Genomic DNA, 24,235 nt, shown 5'->3' on the forward strand with positions numbered 1-24,235 from the left:
TTTGTTATTTCATTATAAAATATTTTCCTTATCTTTAGGAATGATATGCCTATAAAAATAGTGATATATCAGAAAATATTTTTTATTGCTTTACAAAAAAGGTAATTCTAAAGTTAAAAATCTTTAGAATTACCTTTTACCTATTCTGTATAATAAATAAAGCCGATTGCACCTTCACCCGTATGTGTACTAATAACCGGAGAAGTAAAGGCAACTTCCACTTGTCCTGTATACCCCGCTGCTTTTACTTGTTCGATTAGTGGATTCACTAGAGTATCCATTGAATTCGCATGTGAGATGCCGACACCTGCTACTTTTTTACCTTGAGTATCCTTTTCAAATTCACTCATCAAATATTTCACCACTTGCTTATAGCTGCGCGGTTTTGCACAAATCGTCACTTCCCCAATATCCAAGTGACCAATTGGCTTAATATTCAGTAAAGAACTAACAACTGCCTTACCTTTTCCGATTCGACCGCCCTTTACCATATTTTCCAACGTATCCAATGCAACAAAAAGACGTGTGTTTTCACGTACACGATTCACTCCGGCAACAATTTCCTCCACTGTAGCCCCTGCATTACGTAAACGGATCGCTTCACGAAGCTGGAATGCCAATCCAAAAGCAATATAACGTGAATCAATTACAGTTACGTCAGAATCACTCATTTGAGAAGCCTGATTCGCTGACTGATATGTACCGCTCATACTGCCTGTCATATGGATTGATATAATTCTAGATCCATCTTTACCGAGCTCGTCATATAGTTCTTTAAATGCACCAGGAGACGGTTGAGAACTTTTGGGAAGTTCTTTTGCTGTTTTTAATAATTTAATAAATGTATCCGGTTGCAAATTTACACGATCTGTATACGTTTTTTCATCAATTTGTACAGTTAGTGGTACTACATGAATTCCATGTTCCTGAATTTCCGCGTCTGTTAAATCGCAAGTTGAATCCGTTACGATATGAATTTGACTCAAAGAAAACACATCCTTTTTCTATCTTCCTTACTATTATAAAGAAATCATATTTGTTTACCAATATGACATTTGTCATTGAAGAATGACCCCGTTTATCACGATTTACATATGACATATAGCAGTATAACATCATGACAACCATCTATCACGAATATTTTGATTTAGAACTATACTAATATAAAGGAGCGTGATGACACATGCACAATTTTGACGCATTTGACTATAAAAACTGGAAAGAAGAACTTTGGAATGCCATAACTCATGGTATAGGCCTTGCCATCAGCATACCTATTTGCATCCTATTAATTATCCATTCAGCTGTAAACGGCACTGCGATACATATAACTTCCTACGCTATTTTTGGCTCTTCATTGATTTTGCTGTTTTTAATGTCGACATTATTACATAGTGTTCCGGAAAAATATAAACGGTTCTTTTCTATACTGGACCATTCTTCAATATATATCTTGATTGCTGGTACCTATACCCCATTTTTGCTTATAGCAATCGGAGGCGTGACAGGCATTGTCATGCTATGCATTATCTGGTTTATTGCAATATTAGGTGTTGTGTTCAAATGTTTGTTCATTCATCGATTCGAAAAATTATCATTGATTCTTTATATTTTCATGGGTTGGCTTATCATTTTCGCCATTCGACCATTATATGAATATTTGACGTTTGATGGTTTTATGCTGATGCTCATTGGGGGGCTGCTATTTACATTTGGCGCGATTTTTTACGCTTGGACACGCCTTCCGTACAATCATGCAATATGGCATTTGTTCGTTATCGCAGGCTGCGGATGTATGGTGGCTTGTATATATATCTACTTGATTTAAAAGAAAAGTACTTTGGGCATAATTCAAAAACGGCACTTTTCTCATGGAGAAAAGTGCCGTTTTTTCGCTATGCTTAAAAATTGATTTCCATTTCGGGACGCTTTCCGCGGGCACGGCCTGAGCCTGTAGTCTCTGGCTTCGTGCTGTTCCCGCAGGAGTCGCCCTACATTCCAATCAATTTTTTACTTCTGTCACAACGTCCTTCTTTTATAAATTTATTTTTCATAAATACAATACTGGAATGTATATCCTTCATCAGACTCGATTGGGTCGAGGCATGAGATTTGTTTCCAGTCATCGTATGACGGAAAATAAGTGTCCCCTTTAAAACTATGGTTGATGAATGTAATATATAACCGATCGGCAATGGCCATGGACTGCTCAAAAATTTGAGCACCACCAATGATCATCACTTCCGCTTCACCTTCAACAAGCAACAAAGCTTCTTCTAGACTACCTACTATTTCAATACCTTCTGCTGCAAAGTCTTTATTTCTTGTAATGACAATATTTCTACGTCCCGGTAACGGTCGGCCAATTGAATCATATGTTTTACGGCCCATAATCATCGGTTTTCCCATTGTCATTTCTTTAAAGTATTTCAAGTCTCCCGGTAAATACCACGGCAAATCGTTTTGATAGCCAATAACCCGGTTTTCATCATGTGCAACGATTAATGAAATCATCGTAATCCCCCTTTATACCGCAATCGGTGCTTTAATTGACGGATGCGGATGATAGCCTTCCAGCGAAATATCTTCCATTTCAAAATCAAAGATCGATTGCTTTTCTAGATTAAGCTTTAAGGCTGGCAATTGCTTCGGTTCACGTGCAAGCTGTTCTTTTACTTGTTCAAGGTGGTTTGAATAAATATGTGTATCAGCCATACTGTGCACAAACTCGCCTACCTCCAAACCACATTCATGGGCAATTAAATGCGTCAGCAATGCATAGCTCGCAATATTAAAAGGTACACCTAGGAATGTATCCGCACTGCGCTGTGTCAGCATACAACTTAATTTACCTTCTGCCACGTAAAACTGGAACATCGCGTGACATGGTGGTAATGCCGCTTTACTGCCTTTTCCTCCCGCATCGATTACATCTTCCGGATTCCAGGCATTCACGATAATTCGACGCGAATCCGGATTATGTTTAATTAAATCAATTGCATCTTGTAACTGATCGATTGATTCTCCCTCTGAAGTTGTCCAATTGCGCCATTGTTTCCCGTAAACATTACCCAAATCCCCATATTTTGAAGCAAATTCATCATCATGCAACACGCGTTCGCAAAATGTAGAAAGCTCTTTTTGATACTGTACATTAAATGCTTCATCAACAAGTGAACGTCGTCCAAAGTCGCTCATATTAGGTCCGCCATACTCTTCTGATTCTACCCATTTTTTAAATGCCCATTCGTCCCAAATATGGTTATTATTCTGAAGTAAATAGCGAATATTTGTATCCCCTTTTATAAACCATAGAAGCTCACTTGCTACAAGTTTGAATGGTACACGCTTTGTCGTTAAGAGCGGAAAACCTTCTTGTAAATTAAACCGCATCTGATAGCCGAAAACACTGCGTGTCCCTGTTCCTGTACGGTCAGATTTGTCGGTACCGTTGTCCAAAATATATTGCAATAAATTTAAATATGTATGATCTGCATGCGTCATTGTTTTCACTCCTAAAGAATGTTCTTCGTATATTATATAGACTTATGTTGAGAAAAACACGCCAATCTGCAAAATCGCTCGAAAAGCCTACTTAGAGAATACTTACTGGTTCAAATAAAACAATATGTATAAAAAAGTGTACAATAAAAGGCGCTACTCGTCTTTCGTCTGCTGAGTAGCGCCTTTAGTCAAATGTGTCTAAGTCATCGTATAGCTCAATCGTTTGCGTCAATTTTTATGTTGCCTCCCTAAGAATTGTTTTGTTGTTTTCCAGAATTTGAATCATTTGAAGTAAAATTTTTTCCTCAATTTTTTGAGTACCATTTACTTCTTTCGCAATAATTTTTGTTAACTCTAAAATTGTATTTACGTCGAGCTTATGTTTTTCCGCTAATTGGAATGCTCGCCCTAACTGACCGGTTATCATCGGCAGTCCTCCTTTTTACTATAGTATACAAATATTATACCTCGAGTTACATAAAAATTCACCTTTAAATTTTAAATTTTTTGTAAACAGATCAAAAAAATAAAGGGACACTTTTTTGTTGCATAGTAATAATATGATTAATTATCGGATACTCTATTAACAACCTTAAATAAATAACTTTCAATGTATTTATTACGAAAACAGAACTATATATTTTCCTCGTTAATTCTCCGGATATTAATTCCTTTTTTAATTATTTTTATTTTCAAAAGGACAATTTTATTCGTATTTTGATACATTTTCTTTTACAAAAAAAGAGTATAAACAAACAGTTACCGGGAAAAATACGAACAGAAATAGATACTTGAATTTCTTTCGTATGAGTATTTTGCATACAAAAGAACTTCTTATCTAAAATAAAGGAGATGTTTTACATGGGAACATTATATAGAATTGCCCTTGTACTTGTAATTATTGGGGCAATTAACTGGGGACTTATTGGCTTTTTCAAATTTGATTTAGTCGCATCGTTATTTGGCGGTCAAACTGCCGGTTTATCACGAATTATTTACGCACTCGTTGGTCTAGCAGGTCTCGCTTGTATTCCATTGCTAATGAAAAACCTTGATGAAGAGGACACTGCAACCGTTACGCATACAAGAACTTCCAACAGACCGAACTATAACATGGAAGCAGGAAAAGAAGCAGATTTCTCGGAATATTCTAAGCAAAAAAATAAAGACAACAATAACGAGAAATAACTCAACAAATGTCAAAGACCAGGCTCTTTAAAGAGACCTGGTCTTTTGCAATTACCTGCATAGCAAGTATAAATTATTTATGTGTAGCCCTTCTCTCTGCATATTCTTTGCAATTTATAATAAACCCGTTATGATCTTTATCCATCCAAATATAGAGGTCCATAATATAATACTTAAGATCAAGCCATTAAATAAACCTAAAAAAAATCTGTTTTCCAAGATCACCACTCCCCTTAAGATAAAGGTTGGCAAATCGCGGTTTATTTAAGCTTTTAATCGTTTGGTTACTGTTGGTAATGGATGGAAATGAATATCCTAACAATTTGACTTGACTGCAGTTTGTTATGACAACCATTTAAGCGGTGTTTTTTTCGGTCAAACAGAGTAATCGTATGACAAGTAATACATCGAGCTCAATATATTTTTTTGGGGATTAATTACAAAAAAGAATGTATAGTGGTAATAAGTATAAATATTTTTATTTTAATGGGGTGACGTTTTGAGTTTTTGGACTTGGGTAGCAATCATAATTGCATTAGTTAGTGGACTTTTTGCCGCCAATTCTGGAAAAAAGAAGACTGAAAAGTAGAAAAAGATCGATTCTGTAAATTGCCAATTCCCTTTGGTATATTTAGTTTGCCCGTAATTATTTGGCATAATTAGAAATATACATTAGAATAAGAGTGTATTGTTTTGCGACTTGAGCAACATAGGCTTGAGTCTTTTTTTATGCGTACTTACAAAAAAGAAGGAGACCGTTATCAATGGAAACATTAATCGCTTTATTACCGATCTTAAGCATATTTTTCTACATAGTACCATTTGTATTTGTAAGTTGGTTCTTACTTAGATTTCTTAAAATACAGCAAGAAAAACTAAAAGTTCTTAGAAGTATAAATGACAAACTAACTAAGTAGGCGTTTTAACGGCAATAAAATTTATAAGGTCTATTACATTTATCGGTAGAAAATTTTTCAGCTTGGCACTAATTTGTTATAAAAATCTCCTAATGTCGTATAGCACTTATACATGTTTATCTGTTCTGTACGTGAATTGTTTAGTATGATGCTACCTCTTAGTCTGACTCTTCAAAAGATGATTGCTAACCCCTACTGTAAGATATGCCCCAATGTTTAACGTCAATAAAAAAAACACCCGGCAATATATGACGGGTGCAGCTTTTTGCTATGATAACCATTTAGGCGGTGTGTTTTTCGACCAGTAAATCTCGCCAAGGTCATAATGCTTAGAATAGTTGTCTTCAAACGTATGGTAGTGGAAATTGTAATAATAGCCATCAAAAGGACGGTTCTCTGTTCGTACATGAAATCGAATTACGTCTGTTTTCGATTGACCGTCAACAATGTGGAAGATTTTTTCTGAATAATCTCCACTCGGTTTTTCGGAAACCGTTAAGTTACGCAGTTTTTCATCGCCAACTCGTTCCACTGTCATTGCAATAGCTTCCTCGATTTTCGGGAAAATATTCGTTTCAAATTGTTGTTCAATAACCGGTCCGACTTTTGTGCCAAATTTTATGTATGATTGTTCTTTTGCAGCTGACACAAAGTCATCGGTCGTTGGCAGCGGTTTTTCATCAACGATAATATCATCCAACTGATAGGCAGCTGAAATATGGTTATCGCTTGGACGATCCAATACAGATTTATCAAGACGGTCTTCATCAAAATTTGCCCAAATTTCATGCTTTGGTGTAATTAAACCAAACGATAATAACGCGACGGAAACAACGAGAGATTTGTAGATCCATTTCTTCAAGTCTATCACCCACTTTTATTATGTATAATTTTAAAACGCTCTTACTAATATATACGAATATTATAACAAATAGTTTCATCTTTATTGTAATCATTGTACAATAAAAAAGGAAGATATTGTAGGTTATATTAAGGGAGGTTCTAAAAAATGGACATTGTTATGGGTCTTGGATTATTACTAATGCTTGGGTATATGACTTCTTTATGCTTCACGGACTAATATTTTTTATGTGCCATCCAATAAGATTTGGATGGTTTTTAATTGGAAAATTGGACAAGGGGCCCCCAATTATTGGGGACCCCTTTAGTATTTAATAGATAGATTTATAAATAAATGAAAGTCTCAACCCGATCTTCCGGGGAATTTTTATTTTATTCGGAGTGCATAACTCCAGTTTTAACCGCGGTAAAATTCTACTAATCTCTTCTAACTTAAGCAACATAGTCCCAACCTGCTACTATGTCCTTGCAGCCCTGAAGCTTGCGCCAGTGTGAATAAGTATCTTCAAAAACACTAGCAGAAATGCCAATTCATTTATAGCACTATCTAAAATAGCACAAAAATAATCATAACACATATGTTCGTGTTTGTAAAATGTATTTGGGCCCGTGCAAATTTTCATGATGTCCGCTATACTTGAAAAATCGGAATTTAAAAGGAGTTATGTAAAGATGAATGAATTTGAAACAACATTATCAATCCAAATGAAACGGATGGCTGTTACATTGCTGGATATGCAGCAAAGCCGTTTTGTATCTGCAAGTGAGACAATGGATTTATCCGCACTCCAATCTGAAGTGTATAATCAGTTCTTTGAATCATACATAGATGCTACATTGAATAGTCCTAAATCTGTTGCATGTAAATTTTTAGACCGTGACAATGATATTGTTACAAAAATGAACCGTTATGTAGAATATCCGGATGACACACACTTCTTATCACTGGCCAATGATTTATCAAATAAACTGTATCAAATTATGCAGACGGTATCGAACAGTAACGGTTCGGTATTTGTCGCGCATATTGAGCTGATTGGTGAAGATTATATTCTGCTGTTAAAGCTGGATCCTAAAGATGCTGTTCAGATCGACTTGGAAACATTATATTTGAAAACGATTGAAAATATTTTACCTGACGCATCAAGCCGTGTACAAAAGTGTGCACTTATTCGAATGAACTATGATCCGCTTGAAGAAAATGTTTATGTACTGGATAAGCAATCAGATGGCGAACCGGCGAAGTTTTTCATGGAAACTTTCTTGCAGGCTACTCCAATCGCATCCGACAAAAAGAAAACAAAAATGCTCATGAAGGAATTGTATGAGAAAATTGCGGAATCACTTAACGAAGAGCAGACTCCCCACCTTCAAAGAGCGATTGACGAGGAATTTGAACACGGCAAATATGTTGAACTCGACGCATCAGTGCATAATATTTATGAAGCGATTGCACCTCCTGAGAATCGGGAAGATTTTGTTGAGCAAGGAGCCAAGCTATTTATCAATGAGTTCACCGACCGCAATCCCGACTTCACGCCTACTTTTGAAGTAAAACGCGATGATTTGCATGTTGTCTATAAATCAGCAGAAGGTGAAATCTTCTTCCGTTACGATAAAGGATTGGACAATATTGATGTTAAGCACGATCAAGTGAGTGGTACGTATACGATTACTGTACGGGATGCGGATACACTTGGATTTACGCTGCACAAAAAACCGCTATAAACTTTTTATAAATCATTAAAGGGCTGTGTGAATTTTTCACACAGCCCTTTTCTTATATTACTTCGATGTTAATGCAATAAACTCGGCAACATCTTTTTCACAAAGTGCGATTCCTTTTAACCAGAAATCTTCTTTTGTAATGTCTTCACCTAAGTGCTTCATCGCCAACTCTTCAACTGTCATGACAGCCGTATCACGCAATAAGGCCATATACTTTTCTTCAAAGCCTTTTCCTTCTTCTTTTGCTTTCGCATAAATGCTTAATGAGAATAAATAACCGAACGTGTACGGGAAGTTATAGAAAGGTACACCAGTAATATAGAAGTGCATTTTAGAGGCCCAGAAGTGCGGATGTGTTTCGCCTAACCCGCCTGCATGTGCTTCAATTTGCGCTTCTTCCATAAGTTCGTTCAAGCGTTTCGTTGATACAATGCCTTTCTTGCGTTCTTCATAAAATCGAGTTTCAAACAAGTAACGCGCATGGATATTCATAAAAAATGCGACAGAACGCTGAATTTTATCTTCCAGTAATGCAATCTTTTCTTGTTCAGTTGTTGCTTCTTCGACCGCTGCATCTGCCACGATCATTTCAGCAAACGTTGAAGCCGTTTCAGCAACATTCATTGCATAGCGGCGGTTCAATGGATGAACAGGACGCAGTGCATAAGTATGGAAAGCATGTCCCAATTCATGTGCCAATGTTGAAACATTGGACATCGAACCCGAGTATGTCATGAAAATACGTGATTGATCAGACAATGGCATTCCTGTACAGAAACCGCCTGGACGTTTATTGTCACGGTCTTCCGCTTCAATCCAGCCATCTTCAAATGCTGTGCGTGCAAAGCTTTCCATTTCAGAACCAAAGCGTCCGAAATGCTTCAGAATAAATTCAGCACCATCCTGATAAGACATTGTAGCTGTTGAATCCGTAACCGGTGCATCAAAGTCAAACCAGTCCAATTGTTCTGTACCTAACAGGTTTGCTTTATGTTGCAAATAACCGGCAAATGTCGTCTTACGAGATGTAATGGCACCCCACATAGCATCGATTGTTTCTTGCTTCATACGGTTAATTTGAAGCGGCTCTTTTGTTACCGAGTCCCAGCCACGCTTTTTATAGACGGCTAATCGGAAACCAGCTAAATGGTTCAATGTTTTCGCGAAGAATTCTTCACGCTCTGTAAACACTTTTTCCAAAGCATCAAATGCTGCTTTACGGACAGTTCGGTCTTTATGAGAACTTAAATTATTCGCTTGTCCAACAGAGAGTAATTTCTTTTCGCCATTCACTTCAACTTCCACTTTAATATCGCCGATCAGCATGTTGTAAAGCTGGCCCCAAGAACTGTACCCATCAACTCCTAAAGCGGAAATTAGCGCTTCTTCTTCTTCAGATAAAGACTCTTTCGATTTTTCGCGCCATTCCGTCAAGATGAACTCGAATTGAGCTAATTCAGCTGTTTCCAATAATGCTTTAAAAGTTGCCTGATCGATCTTACCCAATTTTTGATTAAAACTTTCTAAAATCGGTGATGAATTTGCGGCAATACCGGATAATTGGCCTTGCAATAATAGTGCATCTCGATCAGTCGTATCTTGTGCAGTCAAGCAAGAAAGCACTGCCCCTGCCTGAGAAATATGCATCATTACTTCTTTGATGCTTTCCAGAATTGATTGGATTTCCAATGCAGCACCACTATTTTGCGGAACTTCAAACATGTCGATTTTTTCTTTTAATACATCTAGTTTAGGTGTCAAACTTTCAATGTGCTCGATCAATTGCGGAGACTCACTACCACCAGGGAAAAACACATCCAAATCCCAAACTTCAGGATATTTTACATTCACCATTTCATTACCCACTTTCTGAATTGTAGTTCAATTCTTATTTTACTAAAAAATAAGTTAAAATGCTCGAAAATATTTCGGTTTTTGAAATAAAAAAGCTAGCCTGTATGTCGGCTAGCTACAAGATTATAATATCGGTGATAATAAACGCGAAACGGATTCTCGAACTTTCGTCCATGTTTTGCGTTCGTCATATTGCTCCTTCGTTAATTCAAAACTCTCCTCAATATCGGCTTCAAACAGCTCCCTACATTGTATCGCCAAATCGGCATCATATAGAATGGCGTTAATTTCAAAATTCAGGCTAAAACTTCGTACATCAATATTTGCGGTTCCAATTGTCGCCACTTCATCATCAATGACAATCATTTTTGCATGAAGGAAGCCTTTTTTATAACGATACACTCGACCGCCAACCTCCAATAAATCGCCGCTGTATGCTGAATTTGCTCCATATACAAAAGCATGATCGGTTACTTCAGGCATCATGATGCGCACATCAACACCTGATGAAGCAGCAATTTGTACCGCATGCATAAATGGCTCATCCGGAACAAAATACGGGGATTGAATATAAACATACTTTTTGGCACTTAAAATCATCCGAATATAGCTGTTTTTAATCGATTCAAAATCCGTATCCGGGCCGCTCGACACAATTTGAACAGGTGTATCCGAATCTACTGTAAATGACGGGAAATATCTTTGTTCGATTTCAGTCAGCTCTTCTTTTTTCGCCTGATACCAGTCGAATAAAAAATGTGCCTGCATGTTGTAGACCGAATTGCCTTCTATTCTCAAATGTGTATCGCGCCAATACCCGATTTCATCATCCAGACAGGCATATTCATTTCCGACATTAAATCCACCGATATACCCGATCCTTCCATCAATAATAATGAGCTTCCGGTGATTTCGGAAATTGATACGTGGATTCAAGAGTTTAAAATAGGATGAAAAATATGCTTCTACCTGTCCACCGGCATCCGTTAACTTTTTCAGATCCTTTTTGCGTAATGTGCGCGACCCTAAATCGTCGTACATCATCTGTACTTCAATACCTTCTTTTGCTTTTTTCACAAGTGCGTTAAATATACTTTTTCCGACATCATCCATTTTATATATGTAGTATTGAATATGAATGGTCTGTTTTGCATTTTCGATATCTTCAATAACCGAACGGAATTTCTCTTTCCCTTCTGACATTATTTTGACATCATTTTTCGAACTTAATAAAGAATGGTTATAATCAACGTTCATCTTGATTAACGCTTCATGCTTTTTTGTAATGGCATTTGGAAATTCATATGTTCCATCTTCCAGCGCATTCTTTTGTTCCTGGAATATTTCCAATGTTTCCTCCTGCTGCACTGCATGCCACCGCACAAAATGTTTTTTCTGTAAATTCCTACCGATCAGTAAATATAAAATAAAACCAAAAATCGGTAAGAAAAAGAGTACGAATAACCACGCCCATGTAGATGAGGCGCTTTTCCGGCTGATGAATATTAATACGAGGGCAAACACAATGTTCAAAGCAAACAAAGTGACGGTTAAAATACCAGTTACTGTCATGAAGTTCATCTCTTTTCATAATTTAATTATAAGAGAAAGCAACTACTAAATGTTATAATTTACTAGTTTTTTCTACTATTTTACTATTCCCTGTAAATATATATTTAAGACACTGAAATACATATTTTAAAGGAATTCATTCATTATTTGGGTGAGTATTTGCTTTTAGCGTGAAAATGAAAATACCGCTTACCTCAAAAGTAAGCGATAATACGTCTGATACTAGTTTTTCCACTCATGCTCCTGTCTAGCCTTTATCAAACTGTAATACAATGAGTAGCGCTGTAATCCTTTCGCTTCCTCAACTGCCTTTTCTGCAGATTGATCAAATGTCTCCATCTTATTTTCTGCTAATGCTAATTGGGCATCGACCGCATAGATCATCCACGCTTTCTTTAATGGATAGCTTTTTGCCCGATCCCGATTCCCCGTTAACGCGGCAATGCTGGCTTTTCCATATGGACCATTTGGTGTATCCATCAGTTTGTCCGCAAATTGCTCCGCACGTTCAAAATCGTTAAGACGAATTGCCCGATTCATTTCATATGTAAGTTTCATAACGGGTTGCTTATAATGTTCTATAATGCGATCCATTGCCTCGATTTCGTCTTCTTTTGTCCCATTTTCCAAGACAAGGAGATAATTTAGCATTGGATCTTTTTTATGATTTTCGATATAGTTTTTAATCTTCAACAGATTTGTTGAAGCGAATGCAATGTAATACATATAACCGATGGAACAAAGCGCAAATAAGAGAATAATCGAGATGCTTACAGAAAATGGCCAATCCAGCATTGCACTGAATACCCCTACTATTACTCCTAAAATAATGACATAAAACCAGTTTATCAATTTCCCACTTCCTCTCCGTTCACTTCATTCATTATAGCTCAAACTTCCTTACAATCAATGACTGTTCAAATTAACAGATCGCAAAAAAAGCAGATGCACAAAATCTGTGCATCTACTTGAGATTTATTTCATTTTCTTTAAGCTTTTCGATACTTGCTTCCACTTACGTTTTTCTGCAAGCTGTGCATCCGTATTCGCCTTTTTCTCGAAATAAGCAAGCTCCCGCTGTAGTTTAAAATAGCTCGTTAAACGGGCAGCATCAAGTGCCCCTTCTTCAACTGCCTGCAATACAGCACAACCGGGTTCATTTTTATGCTTACAATCGCGGAATCTGCAGTTTTCTGTAAGCTGTTCAATATCGGAAAAACTTGCATTTAGACTGTCCCCCTGATCCCATAGCTGCAATTCCCGCATTCCTGGAGTGTCAATCAGGCAAGCACCGGATGGTAAAACAACAAGTTCCCGGTGTGTCGTAGTATGGCGGCCTTTTGCATCATCTTCACGGATTGTGGATACTTTCATTTGTTCTGTGTTTAACAAAGCGTTCGTAAGAGTTGACTTACCTGCACCGGAAGAACCGAGTAATGCCGCAGTTATCCCTTCAGTTAACAGCGCATGTAATGAAGCCATTCCTTCACCAGTCCGCGCACTAACCGTCAAAATATCCACACCGAAAGCAACCGACTCGATTTCTTTTAAATACGGCGTGACATCCTCGCATAAATCCGCTTTCGTTAATACAATAACCGGTGTTGCACCTGAATCCCATGCAGCTACTAAATAGCGTTCCAAACGGCGTATATTGAAGTCATCATTTAAACTCATAACAAGTAAAATAAGATCAACATTTGTTGCCACGATTTGTTCATCGACTTCAAGACCTGCCATTTTTCTTGTGAATTTGGATTTTCGATCAAATAAATGATGAATAATGGCACGCTCTTCTCCCGGCATTTGTTCAATTATGACGAAATCGCCAACAGCCGGATAATCTTTTCTTGAAAAGGCGTGGTATGCAAAGTTTCCTGATACCGTTGCCAAAAACTCTCCCTGTTCTGTCAGGACACGGTAGGAATGTTTATGTTCGAGTATGACACGTCCAACAAGTTTTGTGGACGTATCAATGGATAATGTTTGTAGTTGTGTATCAAAAAAAGTAGTAAAACCTAATTGTTGTAAATTCAATGGAATTGCCTCCTAATGGCGTATGATAGTGTTTTTGTTTTTTAGGCAAACAAAAAAACCTTATGACCAGCAATTTTGCCCGTCATAAGGTTTCATACGCACAGTAAAGAAGCGTGACTCTTCGATATTAGAAGGCACTATTGTGGCGAATGTCATATGACAAGCATAATTGCATTGTTTCAATCTCATTTAATTTAGTCATATCCATCACCATCTTTCTCCATTAGTTATTCCAACTATAACAATAGATAGAATGTTTTGTCAATACAGTTCGACGGTTAATTACAAAATAATTAACAATTCATTCTACTCTGCTGCACTTGCTGATGATTCCATTCATTATTGAATCTTCTCGAATATTATGAAACAATTATTTTATTAGTTATGATCATAATAATAAATAGAAATTATTAAAAAGAGGGATTCTAGATGAACATTCGATTAATACAATGTGCTACCGAAAGTTTAGACGCTTTACAAACAATCAGCCGTGATACATTTTACGAAACATTTCATGAGCAAAATAGTGAAGAGAGTATGACTGATTATTTGAATGATGCTTTTTCAGTAGAAAAATTGACAGCTGAGATCAAAAATAAACACTCTCTATTTAAGTTACTGTATGTAAATGAAGAGCTGGCAGGTTATTTAAAAATCAATACAGAGGAAGCGCAGTCCGAACAATTGGGGCAAGAAACTCTGGAAGTGGAACGAATTTATATTTTAAACCGTTTTCAGAAACTTGGTTTAGGGAAAGTGTTAATGAACGAAGCGATTAAACTGGCCCATGAAAAGAACAAAAACAAAATTTGGCTCGGCGTATGGGAAAAAAATCTGAATGCAATTGCGTTCTATGAGAATGCTGGCTTTGAAAAAACAGGCTCTCACTCATTTTTCATGGGTGAAGAAGAACAAAAAGATTTTATTATGACTAAACATTTGTGAGGGAAAATAATGTACATTCCAAAGCAGTATCAATTAACAGATGAACAAAGGATTCGTCAGATTATTAATGAGTATAGTTTTGCGACAGTTGTTTCCCTTCACCAAGGTGTACCGACTGCCACGCATTTACCGCTCTACTTAAGTGAAGACGGGAAGTTTATTTACGGTCATTTTGCACGCGCTAACACCCAATGGAAAGATATTCTCGATCAGCAGGTGCTCGCCATTTTTAATGGCCCGCATAGCTATATCTCTTCTTCCTGGTATGAAACGAAAGATTCTGTACCTACGTGGAATTATGTGGCGGTTCATGTAAAGGGATTTATCGAACTGATGGAGGATGAAGAGGAAATCCGCCTATCCCTTCACCATTTGATTGATAAATATGAAGTGTCTAATAGTTCCTATGATGTAAATGCTGTTGATTCAAAATATATGAACGACTTATTAAAAGGCATTGTGCCATTTAAAATTCGGATTAGTTCAGTTGAAGCTACGGCAAAATTAAGCCAAGGCCACTCTAAGGAACGTCAAAAACTTGTCATCGGTGAATTACTAAAACGGAATGACAGTTTTGATAAAGAAATCGCAAAATTAATGACGGAAAATTAATGGATTGTAAAATGTTTGAATTATTTAAATAGTCTTATATTTTAATTGACACCCTTATCCTAATATGGTAAATTTATCTCGAATTCAAGGTATAGAACTTCTTGGGTTTCATAATAGTTGGGAGGAATTTATCATGGCAAAATGGCAAATCGATCAGGCACACTCAACAATTGGTTTTGAAGTCAAGCATATGATGGTCTCGAAAGTTAAAGGTCAGTTCACTAATTATTCAGCGGATGTAGAAGTGGATAATTTAGAAGATTTAACATCGGCGCAAATTGAAATTACGATTGATACGACAAGTATTAATACAAACAATGAAGATCGTGACAACCACTTAAAATCAGCGGAATTCTTTGATACTGAGCAATTCCCTGACATTAAATTTAAATCGACAAGCATCACAAAAGATGGTGATGACTATAAAGTTTCAGGCGATTTGACGATTAAAGATGTAACGAAACCAGTCGTATTCGATGTAGAATATGGCGGTAAAGGAACAAATCCATGGGGTGTTGAAGTTTACGGTTTTGAAGCGGAAACGAAAATTGACCGTGAAGAATTTGGTCTTACATGGAACGCAGCACTTGAAACAGGTGGCGTATTAGTCGGAAAAGATATTAAAATTAAAGTAGAACTTGAATTAAACCCAGCACAATAATTAGTAAGAAGCAGCCGTAGCTATTATGTATACGGCTGATTTTTTTGTGCAACTTTACATAATTTATAGCGTCAAGTTTGAAAACATTATTTTCCATTTAGGTGTGAGGTGCTATTTTGCGAAATTTTTGGTCTGCCATTACGTTATTCACTTTATGTTTGTCCTTTATAGGCGTGTGCGTTTATATAATGAGTAATACATTATGGACATTTTCCTATACAACACTCATTGTGATTGCTCTCCTTTTTGTGCTGATTATTTATTCGTTACTTAAGGAATACAAACAATTGTCATGCCTAAAAAAAGTGGTAGCTTCTTTCTTGAATACCATCTCCATTTTATTTACATCACTCATTCTTTTATTTTTCGCTTTAAAAATCATTGTTTATTCATTTGGTGGTACAGAGCATCTGGTAAAATCTTATTCGCCGGATATGGGCTATACTTTGGATTTCTATGCTTTTGATGCAGGAGCGATGGGATCGTTTGGAATTCGGGGGGAACTTGATGGCCCATTAGGATTTAAAAAACAGTTTTATTACGAAAGACATGCCGAAAATGCAAATATTCAATGGCTGACCGATGAGATTGTCATTATTAATGGACACAAACTCAATCTAAAAAATGGGGAAACATTTGGTTATAAAATCAAAACGAGGTGAAGGTAATGCAAACGGCAATAATTTTTGATATGGATGGCACTTTATTTCAAACTAATCTTATTTTAGAACCGGCACTCGAGCGTACCTTTGAGTATTTACGCAAAAATAATCTTTGGACAGGTGCTACCCCTATCGATGAATACCGAGAAATAATGGGTGTTCCTCTTGATGTTGTATGGAAGACGTTGTGTCCGAATCACTCTGATAAAATTCGTGAAAAGAGCAATTATTATTTTCAGTCGGCACTTATTGAAGAAATCCGCCTAGGAAACGGTGCACTTTACGAAAACGTAGTGTCGACACTTCAAATATTAAGTAAATCGTATCCCTTATTTATTGCAAGTAATGGTGAAACCGCTTATTTACAAGCGATTATGTCTACTTTCAAGTTAAATGGGTGGATACAAAAGTGCTATAGTATCGACATTATTCCATCAAGAAATAAGTCCCATCTTGTTGAACAAATAAAGCAGGAACAGAATATAGTCAGTGGTTTTGTCGTTGGCGACCGCGCATCAGATATTACCGCTGCAATTGATAACAATCTAATAGCCATTGCAGTGAACTTTGATTTTGCCCAACATGAAGAAATCAAAAAAGCCCATCATATCATTGCCGAATTTCCACAACTAATTGACATTTTGAACATCAATCGAATATTGGAGGGAGAACATGACTAATTCGACCAAAAACTCAGATTTACTTAAATTAAGCAGCATATTTGCAATTATTGGGCTGACATTAATTGTTTTTAACGGATCTATTGCCAATTCACTCGGCACTATTTGGATACAATCTCTCGGGGGAATGTCAGATACAAATGAATACATATTTATAAAAACGAGTTATGCCCATGCATCACTTGTAATTGGCGGGGTATTTTTGAGCATCAGTTTAATTGCAATGCTGTTCAGCTGGTATCAGCTTAGAAGTTAATAATAGTTTACACAAAAAAAGCATCGAATTAAGTCGATGCTTTTTTGCGTAGATGGAGATGAAATTTATTTGTTATTACTTTTATATTTTTCATGTACGGATGTTTCCTGAACAGGTTCGTCAGGAAGACGGTTGTACGATTCTTTCTCGGTATCAACACTCGATTCCTGTTGCTGATTGCCTTCCACGTGACTGCGTTCATTATAAGATTTCATCTCTTCGTCATTACGTTCATCCGGTAACCGGTTATAGGACTCTTTCACCGTCTCAACAGTTTTTTCCTGTTTTATGTTATCTTCTACATGGCTGCGTTCATTGTAATCTTTCATTTTTGTTTCATCACGCTCATCCGGTAAACGGTTATATGATTCTTTATTCGTTTTTAGGCTTTTTTTTTCCTCATTTCCTTCGACATGACTTCGTTCATTATACTTCTCCATTTTTTTATCATCACGCTCATCCGGTAAACGGTTATACGATTCTTTATTCGTTTTAAGCAATAAATCATCTTTCATTGATTCGTTTTGTACATTTACATGATTCGTTTCATCAAATTTTTCTACTTTCTCGTCTTTACGTTCATCCGGTAAGCGGTTATATGATTTTTTATTTGTTTCAGATTCTTTGTTTCCCATTTTGCATTCCTCCTACTATATCCATGTTGCTAACGATGTATGAAGCGTGATAGTCATCTATTCCCTCAAATAACAACATAAAACATGTTGTTCAACTGTCCTAGTATTAAAACGTTAACAATAAGGAAGTTGCTAATCATACTAAAAACCGCCCTTTTCTCTAACAATAAAGGGCGGTTTTATGAATTTGTATTATTGGAGTATTATGTAAAAGAGAATTTCACCCTTAATTTATATAGTTATTAACTGCCGGTTCGTTTCCACCTGGTAAGTTTAGTTATTCATCTGATTTTAAAAATCGCAAAACCCGGCTCATCGTAGTTGGAATGACGGATGCGTGATTTTCGCTTTCTGCTATATAAAACTCATAATTAATCCATTTCTCCGAAGCCATTTCAACAAATTTCTGGGCATCATCTACCATATCGCCCTCCTCACCTCCGACTCCTATGTATAGAGCAGCTGCAAAAGGTTTTTCCGCTTGTTGAATTGTACGAAAAAGCTCATGATTATTCCACCAAATCGAAGGACTAATAGCTACATATTTATAAAAGCTTTCGGGATAAGTTAAGTAGCTCCACAGCACAAATAATCCGCCTAAAGAGTGTCCATACAGCGAGATTTTCTGATCGTCAACTGTATATTTTTCCTGAAGCATCGGTACAATTTGCTGAAAAATATAATCGATTAGTTGTACTGCTCCCCCAGCCGGAAGCTCTTGCATCACTTTCCCCCTGCGAACAGGAAAATGATAGTGATCTGCCGGTGACGTGAAATCATGGAATCGCTGTTTTGGAATATCTTTTTCATCATGGCCGATACCAACAATTATTGCTGGCTCCACTAATGTTTTTTTTCGGTTTCGCAACTGCATTGCCATTGTTTCATACATAAGTTTACTGTAGCGTGTTCCATCCAACACGATGATTACCGGAAACCCTTGTGCCGGAGGAGTTTCATACGGTTCGTAAATGTCCACAATATAAGAATAGTCATTGTAATTTGATTGCATTAACTTCACCTATTTCATTAAATTATATGAGAAACAGACGGGTACCTGATGTTCCTGATCAATCATAATCTTAGCGTCAATCTGGAATACACTTTTTAGTATGTCGGCTTTCATTATTTGTTCGGGTGTGCCTGTATGAAGCACTTCCCCTTTTTTCATTGTAATTAGTTCATCTGAAAATCTTGCAGCATGGTTCAAATCATGAAGCACCATAATTATCGTACAGCCAAATGTTCTATTAAGATGCTGAACAATTTCAAGCACTTCCAGTTGATGTGCCATATCCAAGTATGTAGTCGGTTCGTCCAGCAGTAAAATATCGGTCTCTTGCGCCAAAGCCATTGCCAGCCACACGCGCTGACGTTGCCCCCCTGAAAGTGCCGCGATTTCCCGATTTCGAAACTCTAAAGTATTTGTGACTTCCATTGCCCAATTGATTTTTTCATTATCTTCTTTCGTAAGGCGTCCAACATTTTTCCTGTGAGGATAGCGTCCATACGAAATAAGCTCATGTACTTTCAACTGTCCCGGTGCTGCCGGTGACTGTACTAGTAATGCCAGTTTTTTTGCGATTTCCTTAGTAGACATTGTATTCATGTTTTCATTCTGAAGGAAAATTTCGCCACATTCCTTTTTTAATATTCGGCCGATTGTTTTTAATAAAGTTGATTTACCGCATCCATTAGGTCCGATAATCGTTGTAATCTTACCTGTATGAATACTTACATTTAAATTTTCAATAATTCTTGTATTCTCATAACCTGTTGTTAAGCTTTCAACTTCAAATGCATACAATATATCTCACCCTTTCGATTTTACAAGTAAATACAGAAAATATGGAATTCCTACAAGTGATACGACAATCCCTACAGAGAGTTCTACAGGTGAAAAGAGTGTTTTCGCTACATAGTCTGAAAACACAAGCAATACAGCCCCTATAAAAAGACTTACCGGCATCATATAGCGATGATGAATACCGACTAGCTGCCTGGCGATATGCGGTGCCATTAATCCAATGAACCCTATGCTCCCTGAAACGGAAACACAGGCACTGACAAGTCCGACACTTGCAAGCAATAGTTTAATTTTTTCTTTTTCTATACTAATTCCAAGACTTGTAATCGTCTCTTCCTCCAATTGAAAGTAGTCGAGCAAATAGGCTTTCCTATAAATATAAACCCCTAAAATAATCAGCCATGGCAGCATTGCACTAACAAAATACCAGTTGGAATTATAAATGGAACCATTCATCCAAATAGCGGCTGCCTGATAATCCCCTTCATCCATTTTCAGTGACCAGAATAGGGTAACAGCACTAAAGCCGGTATTAATCGCAATCCCTGTTAAAATCAACCTTTGCATATCCATACGTCCATGTTTCAATGAAATGACCAATATAATTATTGCAGCTATTGCTCCTCCTACAAAACCAAAAATCGGAACAATCAATATTTTAATAAGGCTGTTTATTTCCACATCAATGAGTTCGATATGGAAGAAAAACATGAAAATAACAATTGCACAGCCTGCACCTGCGTTAATTCCGATAATTCCCGGATCAGCAAGGGCATTTTTTGTAATCCCCTGAAGTACAACGCCAGCCATCGCAAGGCCCATCCCGACAAGGGCAGCCGTAATAATTCTAGGCAGCCGAAAATCAAATATGACTAAATCAAATTGTTCTGTCGAATCAATCCGCAGTAAAGTCTTAAATACTTCCGGCGTCGTCATCGTGAATGCACCGTTCGTTAAATGTATATACATGGCTATAAGAAGTATGAAAAACAGTGTGCAAATAATAATAAGCCATCTTGTTTTTTTAAGCGGCATATTTTTCCCCGCCTTTACGTCGAATTAAATATAAGAAGAACGGTACCCCGATAAGTGCGGTTACTACTCCAATCGGTGTTTCAAACGGATAATTGATGTAACGGCTTATAAGGTCACACCCTGAAAGGAAAAATGCACCCATAACAGCCGAACAAGGAATAATTACTCGATAGTCGACGCCCACAAGCATTCTTACAATATGAGGTACGATCAAACCGACAAAAGCAATTTTGCCGACAAGAGCTACAGCAGTACCTGTCAATATAGCGACAGCTAACATACTTAATAGCTTTACTATTCTTGTGTTCTGCCCTAAGCCGACAGCAACATCTTCGCCAAGCGCAGTAATCGTTACAGCGCGCGCCAATGAAATGGCCAGTATTAATCCAATCATTCCAATTGGAACACATAAATAGATTAATTCCATTTCTACCATATGTACTTTCGAGTTGTACCACATAGTAATCGTTTGTGAAATTTGACGATACATCGCAATTGCTGTTCCGCTGCTGCTTATAAACGTACCGATTACAGTACCGATAATTGCCAGTCTTACTGGGGAAAGACCGTTTTTAATAATGGATGCGAAACCAAATACAAGTGCACCGCCAAAAAGTGAACCTAGCATAGAAAGGAGGACTAAATTAAAACTTGAAATTCCTGGCAAAAAAACAAAGGCCAACGTTATAAAAAAGGCTGATCCATCCGTTACGCCCATAATTGATGGGGACGCAAGGAAATTTCGAGTTACCCCTTGCATAATTGCACCTGCTGTTGCTAAAAATGCACCAACAAATAATACAGCGAGCGCTCTTGGTACCCGTCCAGTCCATATGATTTGATGATCTATATTTTCTTTGTCGTAACGGATAATTGCATCGATAATCGTTTCAAGCGCGATTGATTTTGTACCCATCGAAATCGACATGAGTGTCACAACAACAATCAGAACTGGCATTATTGTTGAAAATAAAATGAAATGCCGATATGAAAAATTCAAAAGTATAGGCCTCCTTTTATTGAATAAAAGAAAGAGGCTGCCCGGAAAACCTTTCCGGGACAGCCCTTTCACAGAAATATTGTAAAGTCTGTTCTACCTTCTCTGAAGCTGTCTATTGAATAATTCGCACTTATTTTAATACGTTCTCATTAAATGCTTCCAGGAAGTTAATTTTTGACCACGCTGTCCCACCCTGTGCCATTGCATCAATTAGATTAACGTGCACATTATTTGTTTTGGCAGCAGTTGTACTGTTGAATATCGGATGATCTAAAATCTCCTGTAATAATTCAGGAGTATCCTTATTTTCATCATCAGCATATTGAAGGAAAATCATGTCCGGGTTCCACTCTGCCAACGTTTCATATGTAATAGTTGTTTGTGCTTCGATTGAATTCAATTCTTCCGGCACTGTAAATCCAAAATCTTCATAAATTGAAGGGTTTAAATATACTCCTGCAGGATAGACCGACAACCCGCCACGTACGCGGATGATTACAACCTTTTTATCTTTCAGCTCACTGTTAGCAATCGATTCTTTCGTACTGGCTAATTTCGTATCATAGTCATCCAATGCTTTCTGTGCTTCTGATTCTTTACCGGCTAATTGGCCAAATAATAATAAATTCTCTTTCCAGTTTGTAGAAATATGAGAATAAGGGAATGTCGTTGCTATTTTGTTATAATTGGATATTTGTGCTTCATCCCATTTGCTAGTACCTAAAATTGCCTCAGGATTTAAAGAAAGCATTGACTCTGTGCTTGGTTCTTTTTTTGAACCGACAACAGTTGCTCCTGCTAAATCTGACTCCAAGTATTTAGGAATTGTCTTACCGTCCATAGAAATAACACCAGCAGGCTTTACACCAAGTACTGCAGCATCTTCCATCGCTTCCAGACTTGCTGCAATAATCCTTTCTACTTTTTCCGGTACTTCGTAGTCGTTCCCTAAATAAGATATTTTTCTTTCTGTTTCTTCATCTGCAACTGTTTTTTCTACATTTGTAACTTGTTCTGTTTTATTTTCTGATTCACCTGCAGATGACGAATCCACCTCTTCATCTGCAGTGCATGCAGAAAGCATTAAAGACAATGCCCCTGAAAAGATTAATGTACGATATTTCTTCATAATTCTTTCCTCCTGTTTTAATCGATAACGATTATCATTATCACTTTGTGTACAATATCGATAATATCAAAAGAATATTTTTACGTACATAGAGTTTTTTACAAAAGGAATGGACTTTTGCTCAAACAGTTAAATATTGCTTTCGGAAATTTGTCGGTGTCATATGATATTGCTTTTTAAAAACACGACAAAAGTAGAATGCATCCTGGTAACCGATTAGTTCAGCAATGTCCTTAATCGGAATTGATGTCGTGCGCAGCAATTCCCTCGATTGTTTTAACCGGATTTCCGTTAAAAATTGAATGGGTGACATGCCGGTTTGCTTATGGAACAAATAGGCAAGGCGTCGACGGTCACACCCTACCTCTTCCGCGATTTCTGCTATCGTAATAGGTAATCTATAATGTTCGGTCATAAATGTAATGGCCTGGTCCACCACATTATTTGATGTTTGCATTTTTGCGCAAATGACGAAAAATTCCACCAGCTGCATAAACAGGGATTTGCATTTCAGCTTGTTTAAATCGCCCGGTATTTTTTCGAAATAAATTAATTGGTGGACTAAATAATCCAATTTATGATGATGACCTGTTTCAATTTTAAAATGGCCTATTTCCACTGAAAAGGGGCTGCTTATCATTTCATAATGCAGTACCGTATAATGCCATGGTTCTTCACTCGTGACTGTAATATCAATCGCCATATTAGGTCCGGCATGCAGGATAACCCCTTTCTGTATAGCGTATACTTCTCCATTTAACGAAAAATTTGCACTACCCGAAAGAGTAATAACGAGTCCGTAGAAATATGGAGCTGTATTACGATTGTGATCATGTACATATGGACCTAAACTTGTTACAAATAAATCCGAATATTGAACCGTTGAGTTGGCGAAATATTTTATTAAATCATTTGTTTGAATGTTCCTCACCCGCTTTATCTTTCAATACCATGGGAATGATAATCATTTTCAATAAAGGTACACTACTATGACTTAATAATTCAACATATTTTTACTACTTGAGTGAATTAATGCAATTTATCATATAATTCATACTTAAAATAAGCCAAGGAAATCTCATTTCACTTAATTAATTCTATTTTCCGAAAATGTTGTTGATAGTTGATACACATTGATTTATAGTTATTGTA

General features: G+C 36.9%; 25 protein-coding genes. 9 read left to right on the forward strand and 16 right to left on the reverse strand.

What is annotated here, in order from left to right:
• Positions 1-140 precede the first annotated feature (140 nt).
• Entirely contained in the window at positions 141-986 is an 846-nt protein-coding gene (locus MHH44_RS10615; RefSeq protein WP_014823813.1) for a DegV family protein, read from the reverse strand.
• Positions 987-1,183: 197 nt separating this feature from the next.
• Here MHH44_RS10615 and trhA point away from each other — a divergent pair, with 197 nt between their 5' ends.
• Complete coding sequence (gene trhA, locus MHH44_RS10620) at positions 1,184-1,828, forward strand: PAQR family membrane homeostasis protein TrhA (RefSeq protein WP_340798529.1); 645 nt, start codon at positions 1,184-1,186, stop codon at positions 1,826-1,828.
• A gap of 215 nt (positions 1,829-2,043) precedes the next feature.
• On the opposite strand, the gene MHH44_RS10625 is transcribed toward trhA, so the two are convergent.
• The 3 genes from MHH44_RS10625 to MHH44_RS10635 all read right to left on the reverse strand — a co-directional run bounded on the left by MHH44_RS10625 (position 2,044) and on the right by MHH44_RS10635 (position 3,931).
• Positions 2,044-2,514, reverse strand: a complete 471-nt coding sequence (locus tag MHH44_RS10625) for a dihydrofolate reductase (protein ID WP_008407301.1) — start codon at positions 2,512-2,514, stop codon at positions 2,044-2,046.
• A 12-nt stretch (positions 2,515-2,526) separates the two neighbouring features.
• Positions 2,527-3,504 carry a thymidylate synthase gene (locus MHH44_RS10630; RefSeq protein ID WP_008407302.1) on the reverse strand — a complete coding sequence of 326 codons (978 nt, stop codon included), beginning with the start codon at positions 3,502-3,504 and terminating at the stop codon, positions 2,527-2,529.
• A gap of 235 nt (positions 3,505-3,739) precedes the next feature.
• The gene (locus MHH44_RS10635) at positions 3,740-3,931 is read right to left on the reverse strand and encodes a hypothetical protein (protein WP_008407303.1); all 192 of its coding nucleotides are present in this window, start codon (positions 3,929-3,931) and stop codon (positions 3,740-3,742) included.
• A 434-nt stretch (positions 3,932-4,365) separates the two neighbouring features.
• Between MHH44_RS10635 and MHH44_RS10640 the strand changes: the two genes are divergently transcribed.
• Positions 4,366-4,692 (forward strand): DUF378 domain-containing protein, encoded by a 327-nt coding sequence (locus MHH44_RS10640; RefSeq protein WP_008403624.1) that lies wholly within the window; start codon positions 4,366-4,368, stop codon positions 4,690-4,692.
• Between the two features lie 1,185 nt (positions 4,693-5,877).
• Here MHH44_RS10640 and MHH44_RS10645 read toward each other — a convergent pair.
• Positions 5,878-6,471 (reverse strand): YpjP family protein, encoded by a 594-nt coding sequence (locus MHH44_RS10645; RefSeq protein WP_087616703.1) that lies wholly within the window; start codon positions 6,469-6,471, stop codon positions 5,878-5,880.
• Positions 6,472-7,142: 671 nt separating this feature from the next.
• On the opposite strand from MHH44_RS10645, the gene MHH44_RS10650 reads away from it, so the two are divergent.
• Complete coding sequence (locus tag MHH44_RS10650) at positions 7,143-8,198, forward strand: nucleoid-associated protein (RefSeq protein ID WP_340798530.1); 1,056 nt, start codon at positions 7,143-7,145, stop codon at positions 8,196-8,198.
• A 57-nt stretch (positions 8,199-8,255) separates the two neighbouring features.
• On the opposite strand, the gene MHH44_RS10655 is transcribed toward MHH44_RS10650, so the two are convergent.
• The 4 genes from MHH44_RS10655 to rsgA all read right to left on the reverse strand — a co-directional run bounded on the left by MHH44_RS10655 (position 8,256) and on the right by rsgA (position 13,661).
• The gene (locus MHH44_RS10655; RefSeq protein ID WP_008403628.1) at positions 8,256-10,052 is read right to left on the reverse strand and encodes a M3 family oligoendopeptidase; all 1,797 of its coding nucleotides are present in this window, start codon (positions 10,050-10,052) and stop codon (positions 8,256-8,258) included.
• A 123-nt stretch (positions 10,053-10,175) separates the two neighbouring features.
• Positions 10,176-11,624, reverse strand: a complete 1,449-nt coding sequence (gene cls / locus MHH44_RS10660; protein ID WP_340798531.1) for a cardiolipin synthase — start codon at positions 11,622-11,624, stop codon at positions 10,176-10,178.
• Between the two features lie 222 nt (positions 11,625-11,846).
• The gene (locus MHH44_RS10665) at positions 11,847-12,476 is read right to left on the reverse strand and encodes a hypothetical protein (RefSeq protein ID WP_340798532.1); all 630 of its coding nucleotides are present in this window, start codon (positions 12,474-12,476) and stop codon (positions 11,847-11,849) included.
• A gap of 123 nt (positions 12,477-12,599) precedes the next feature.
• Positions 12,600-13,661 carry a ribosome small subunit-dependent GTPase A gene (rsgA, locus tag MHH44_RS10670; protein ID WP_008403631.1) on the reverse strand — a complete coding sequence of 354 codons (1,062 nt, stop codon included), beginning with the start codon at positions 13,659-13,661 and terminating at the stop codon, positions 12,600-12,602.
• Between the two features lie 429 nt (positions 13,662-14,090).
• Here rsgA and MHH44_RS10675 point away from each other — a divergent pair, with 429 nt between their 5' ends.
• From MHH44_RS10675 to MHH44_RS10700, 6 genes are all read left to right on the forward strand, one after another.
• A complete protein-coding gene (locus tag MHH44_RS10675; RefSeq protein ID WP_340798533.1) occupies positions 14,091-14,606 on the forward strand; it encodes a GNAT family N-acetyltransferase in 516 nt (171 codons plus the stop codon).
• 9 nt (positions 14,607-14,615) lie between these two features.
• Positions 14,616-15,218: an FMN-binding negative transcriptional regulator gene (locus MHH44_RS10680; protein WP_008403633.1), complete on the forward strand. Its 603-nt coding sequence runs from the start codon at positions 14,616-14,618 to the stop codon at positions 15,216-15,218.
• Positions 15,219-15,351: 133 nt separating this feature from the next.
• Positions 15,352-15,879, forward strand: a complete 528-nt coding sequence (locus MHH44_RS10685) for a YceI family protein (protein ID WP_008403636.1) — start codon at positions 15,352-15,354, stop codon at positions 15,877-15,879.
• Between the two features lie 188 nt (positions 15,880-16,067).
• Positions 16,068-16,541, forward strand: coding sequence for a DUF5412 family protein (locus MHH44_RS10690; protein WP_238541453.1), 474 nt, complete (start codon positions 16,068-16,070; stop codon positions 16,539-16,541).
• Positions 16,542-16,546: 5 nt separating this feature from the next.
• Positions 16,547-17,221 (forward strand): HAD hydrolase-like protein, encoded by a 675-nt coding sequence (locus tag MHH44_RS10695; protein ID WP_340798534.1) that lies wholly within the window; start codon positions 16,547-16,549, stop codon positions 17,219-17,221.
• Complete coding sequence (locus MHH44_RS10700; protein WP_008403639.1) at positions 17,214-17,477, forward strand: hypothetical protein; 264 nt, start codon at positions 17,214-17,216, stop codon at positions 17,475-17,477. Before MHH44_RS10695 ends, MHH44_RS10700 begins: the two co-directional genes overlap by 8 nt.
• 65 nt (positions 17,478-17,542) lie before the next feature.
• Here the strand turns inward: MHH44_RS10700 and MHH44_RS10705 are convergent, their stop codons facing one another.
• The 7 genes from MHH44_RS10705 to MHH44_RS10735 all read right to left on the reverse strand — a co-directional run bounded on the left by MHH44_RS10705 (position 17,543) and on the right by MHH44_RS10735 (position 24,014).
• Positions 17,543-18,112: a hypothetical protein gene (locus tag MHH44_RS10705; protein ID WP_340798535.1), complete on the reverse strand. Its 570-nt coding sequence runs from the start codon at positions 18,110-18,112 to the stop codon at positions 17,543-17,545.
• Between the two features lie 277 nt (positions 18,113-18,389).
• Positions 18,390-19,124, reverse strand: coding sequence for an alpha/beta hydrolase (locus MHH44_RS10710; protein ID WP_340798536.1), 735 nt, complete (start codon positions 19,122-19,124; stop codon positions 18,390-18,392).
• Between the two features lie 9 nt (positions 19,125-19,133).
• Entirely contained in the window at positions 19,134-19,919 is a 786-nt protein-coding gene (locus tag MHH44_RS10715; protein ID WP_008403643.1) for an ABC transporter ATP-binding protein, read from the reverse strand.
• A 6-nt stretch (positions 19,920-19,925) separates the two neighbouring features.
• A complete protein-coding gene (locus MHH44_RS10720) occupies positions 19,926-20,954 on the reverse strand; it encodes a FecCD family ABC transporter permease (RefSeq protein ID WP_340798537.1) in 1,029 nt (342 codons plus the stop codon).
• Entirely contained in the window at positions 20,944-21,954 is a 1,011-nt protein-coding gene (locus tag MHH44_RS10725; RefSeq protein WP_340798538.1) for a FecCD family ABC transporter permease, read from the reverse strand. Before MHH44_RS10725 ends, MHH44_RS10720 begins: the two co-directional genes overlap by 11 nt.
• Before the next feature lie 130 nt (positions 21,955-22,084).
• Complete coding sequence (locus MHH44_RS10730; protein ID WP_340798539.1) at positions 22,085-23,083, reverse strand: ABC transporter substrate-binding protein; 999 nt, start codon at positions 23,081-23,083, stop codon at positions 22,085-22,087.
• 121 nt (positions 23,084-23,204) lie between these two features.
• Positions 23,205-24,014 carry an AraC family transcriptional regulator gene (locus MHH44_RS10735; protein WP_340798540.1) on the reverse strand — a complete coding sequence of 270 codons (810 nt, stop codon included), beginning with the start codon at positions 24,012-24,014 and terminating at the stop codon, positions 23,205-23,207.
• Positions 24,015-24,235 lie beyond the last annotated feature (221 nt).

Source organism: Solibacillus sp. FSL K6-1126, assembly GCF_038003445.1.
GTDB classification, from domain to species: domain Bacteria; phylum Bacillota; class Bacilli; order Bacillales_A; family Planococcaceae; genus Solibacillus; species Solibacillus silvestris.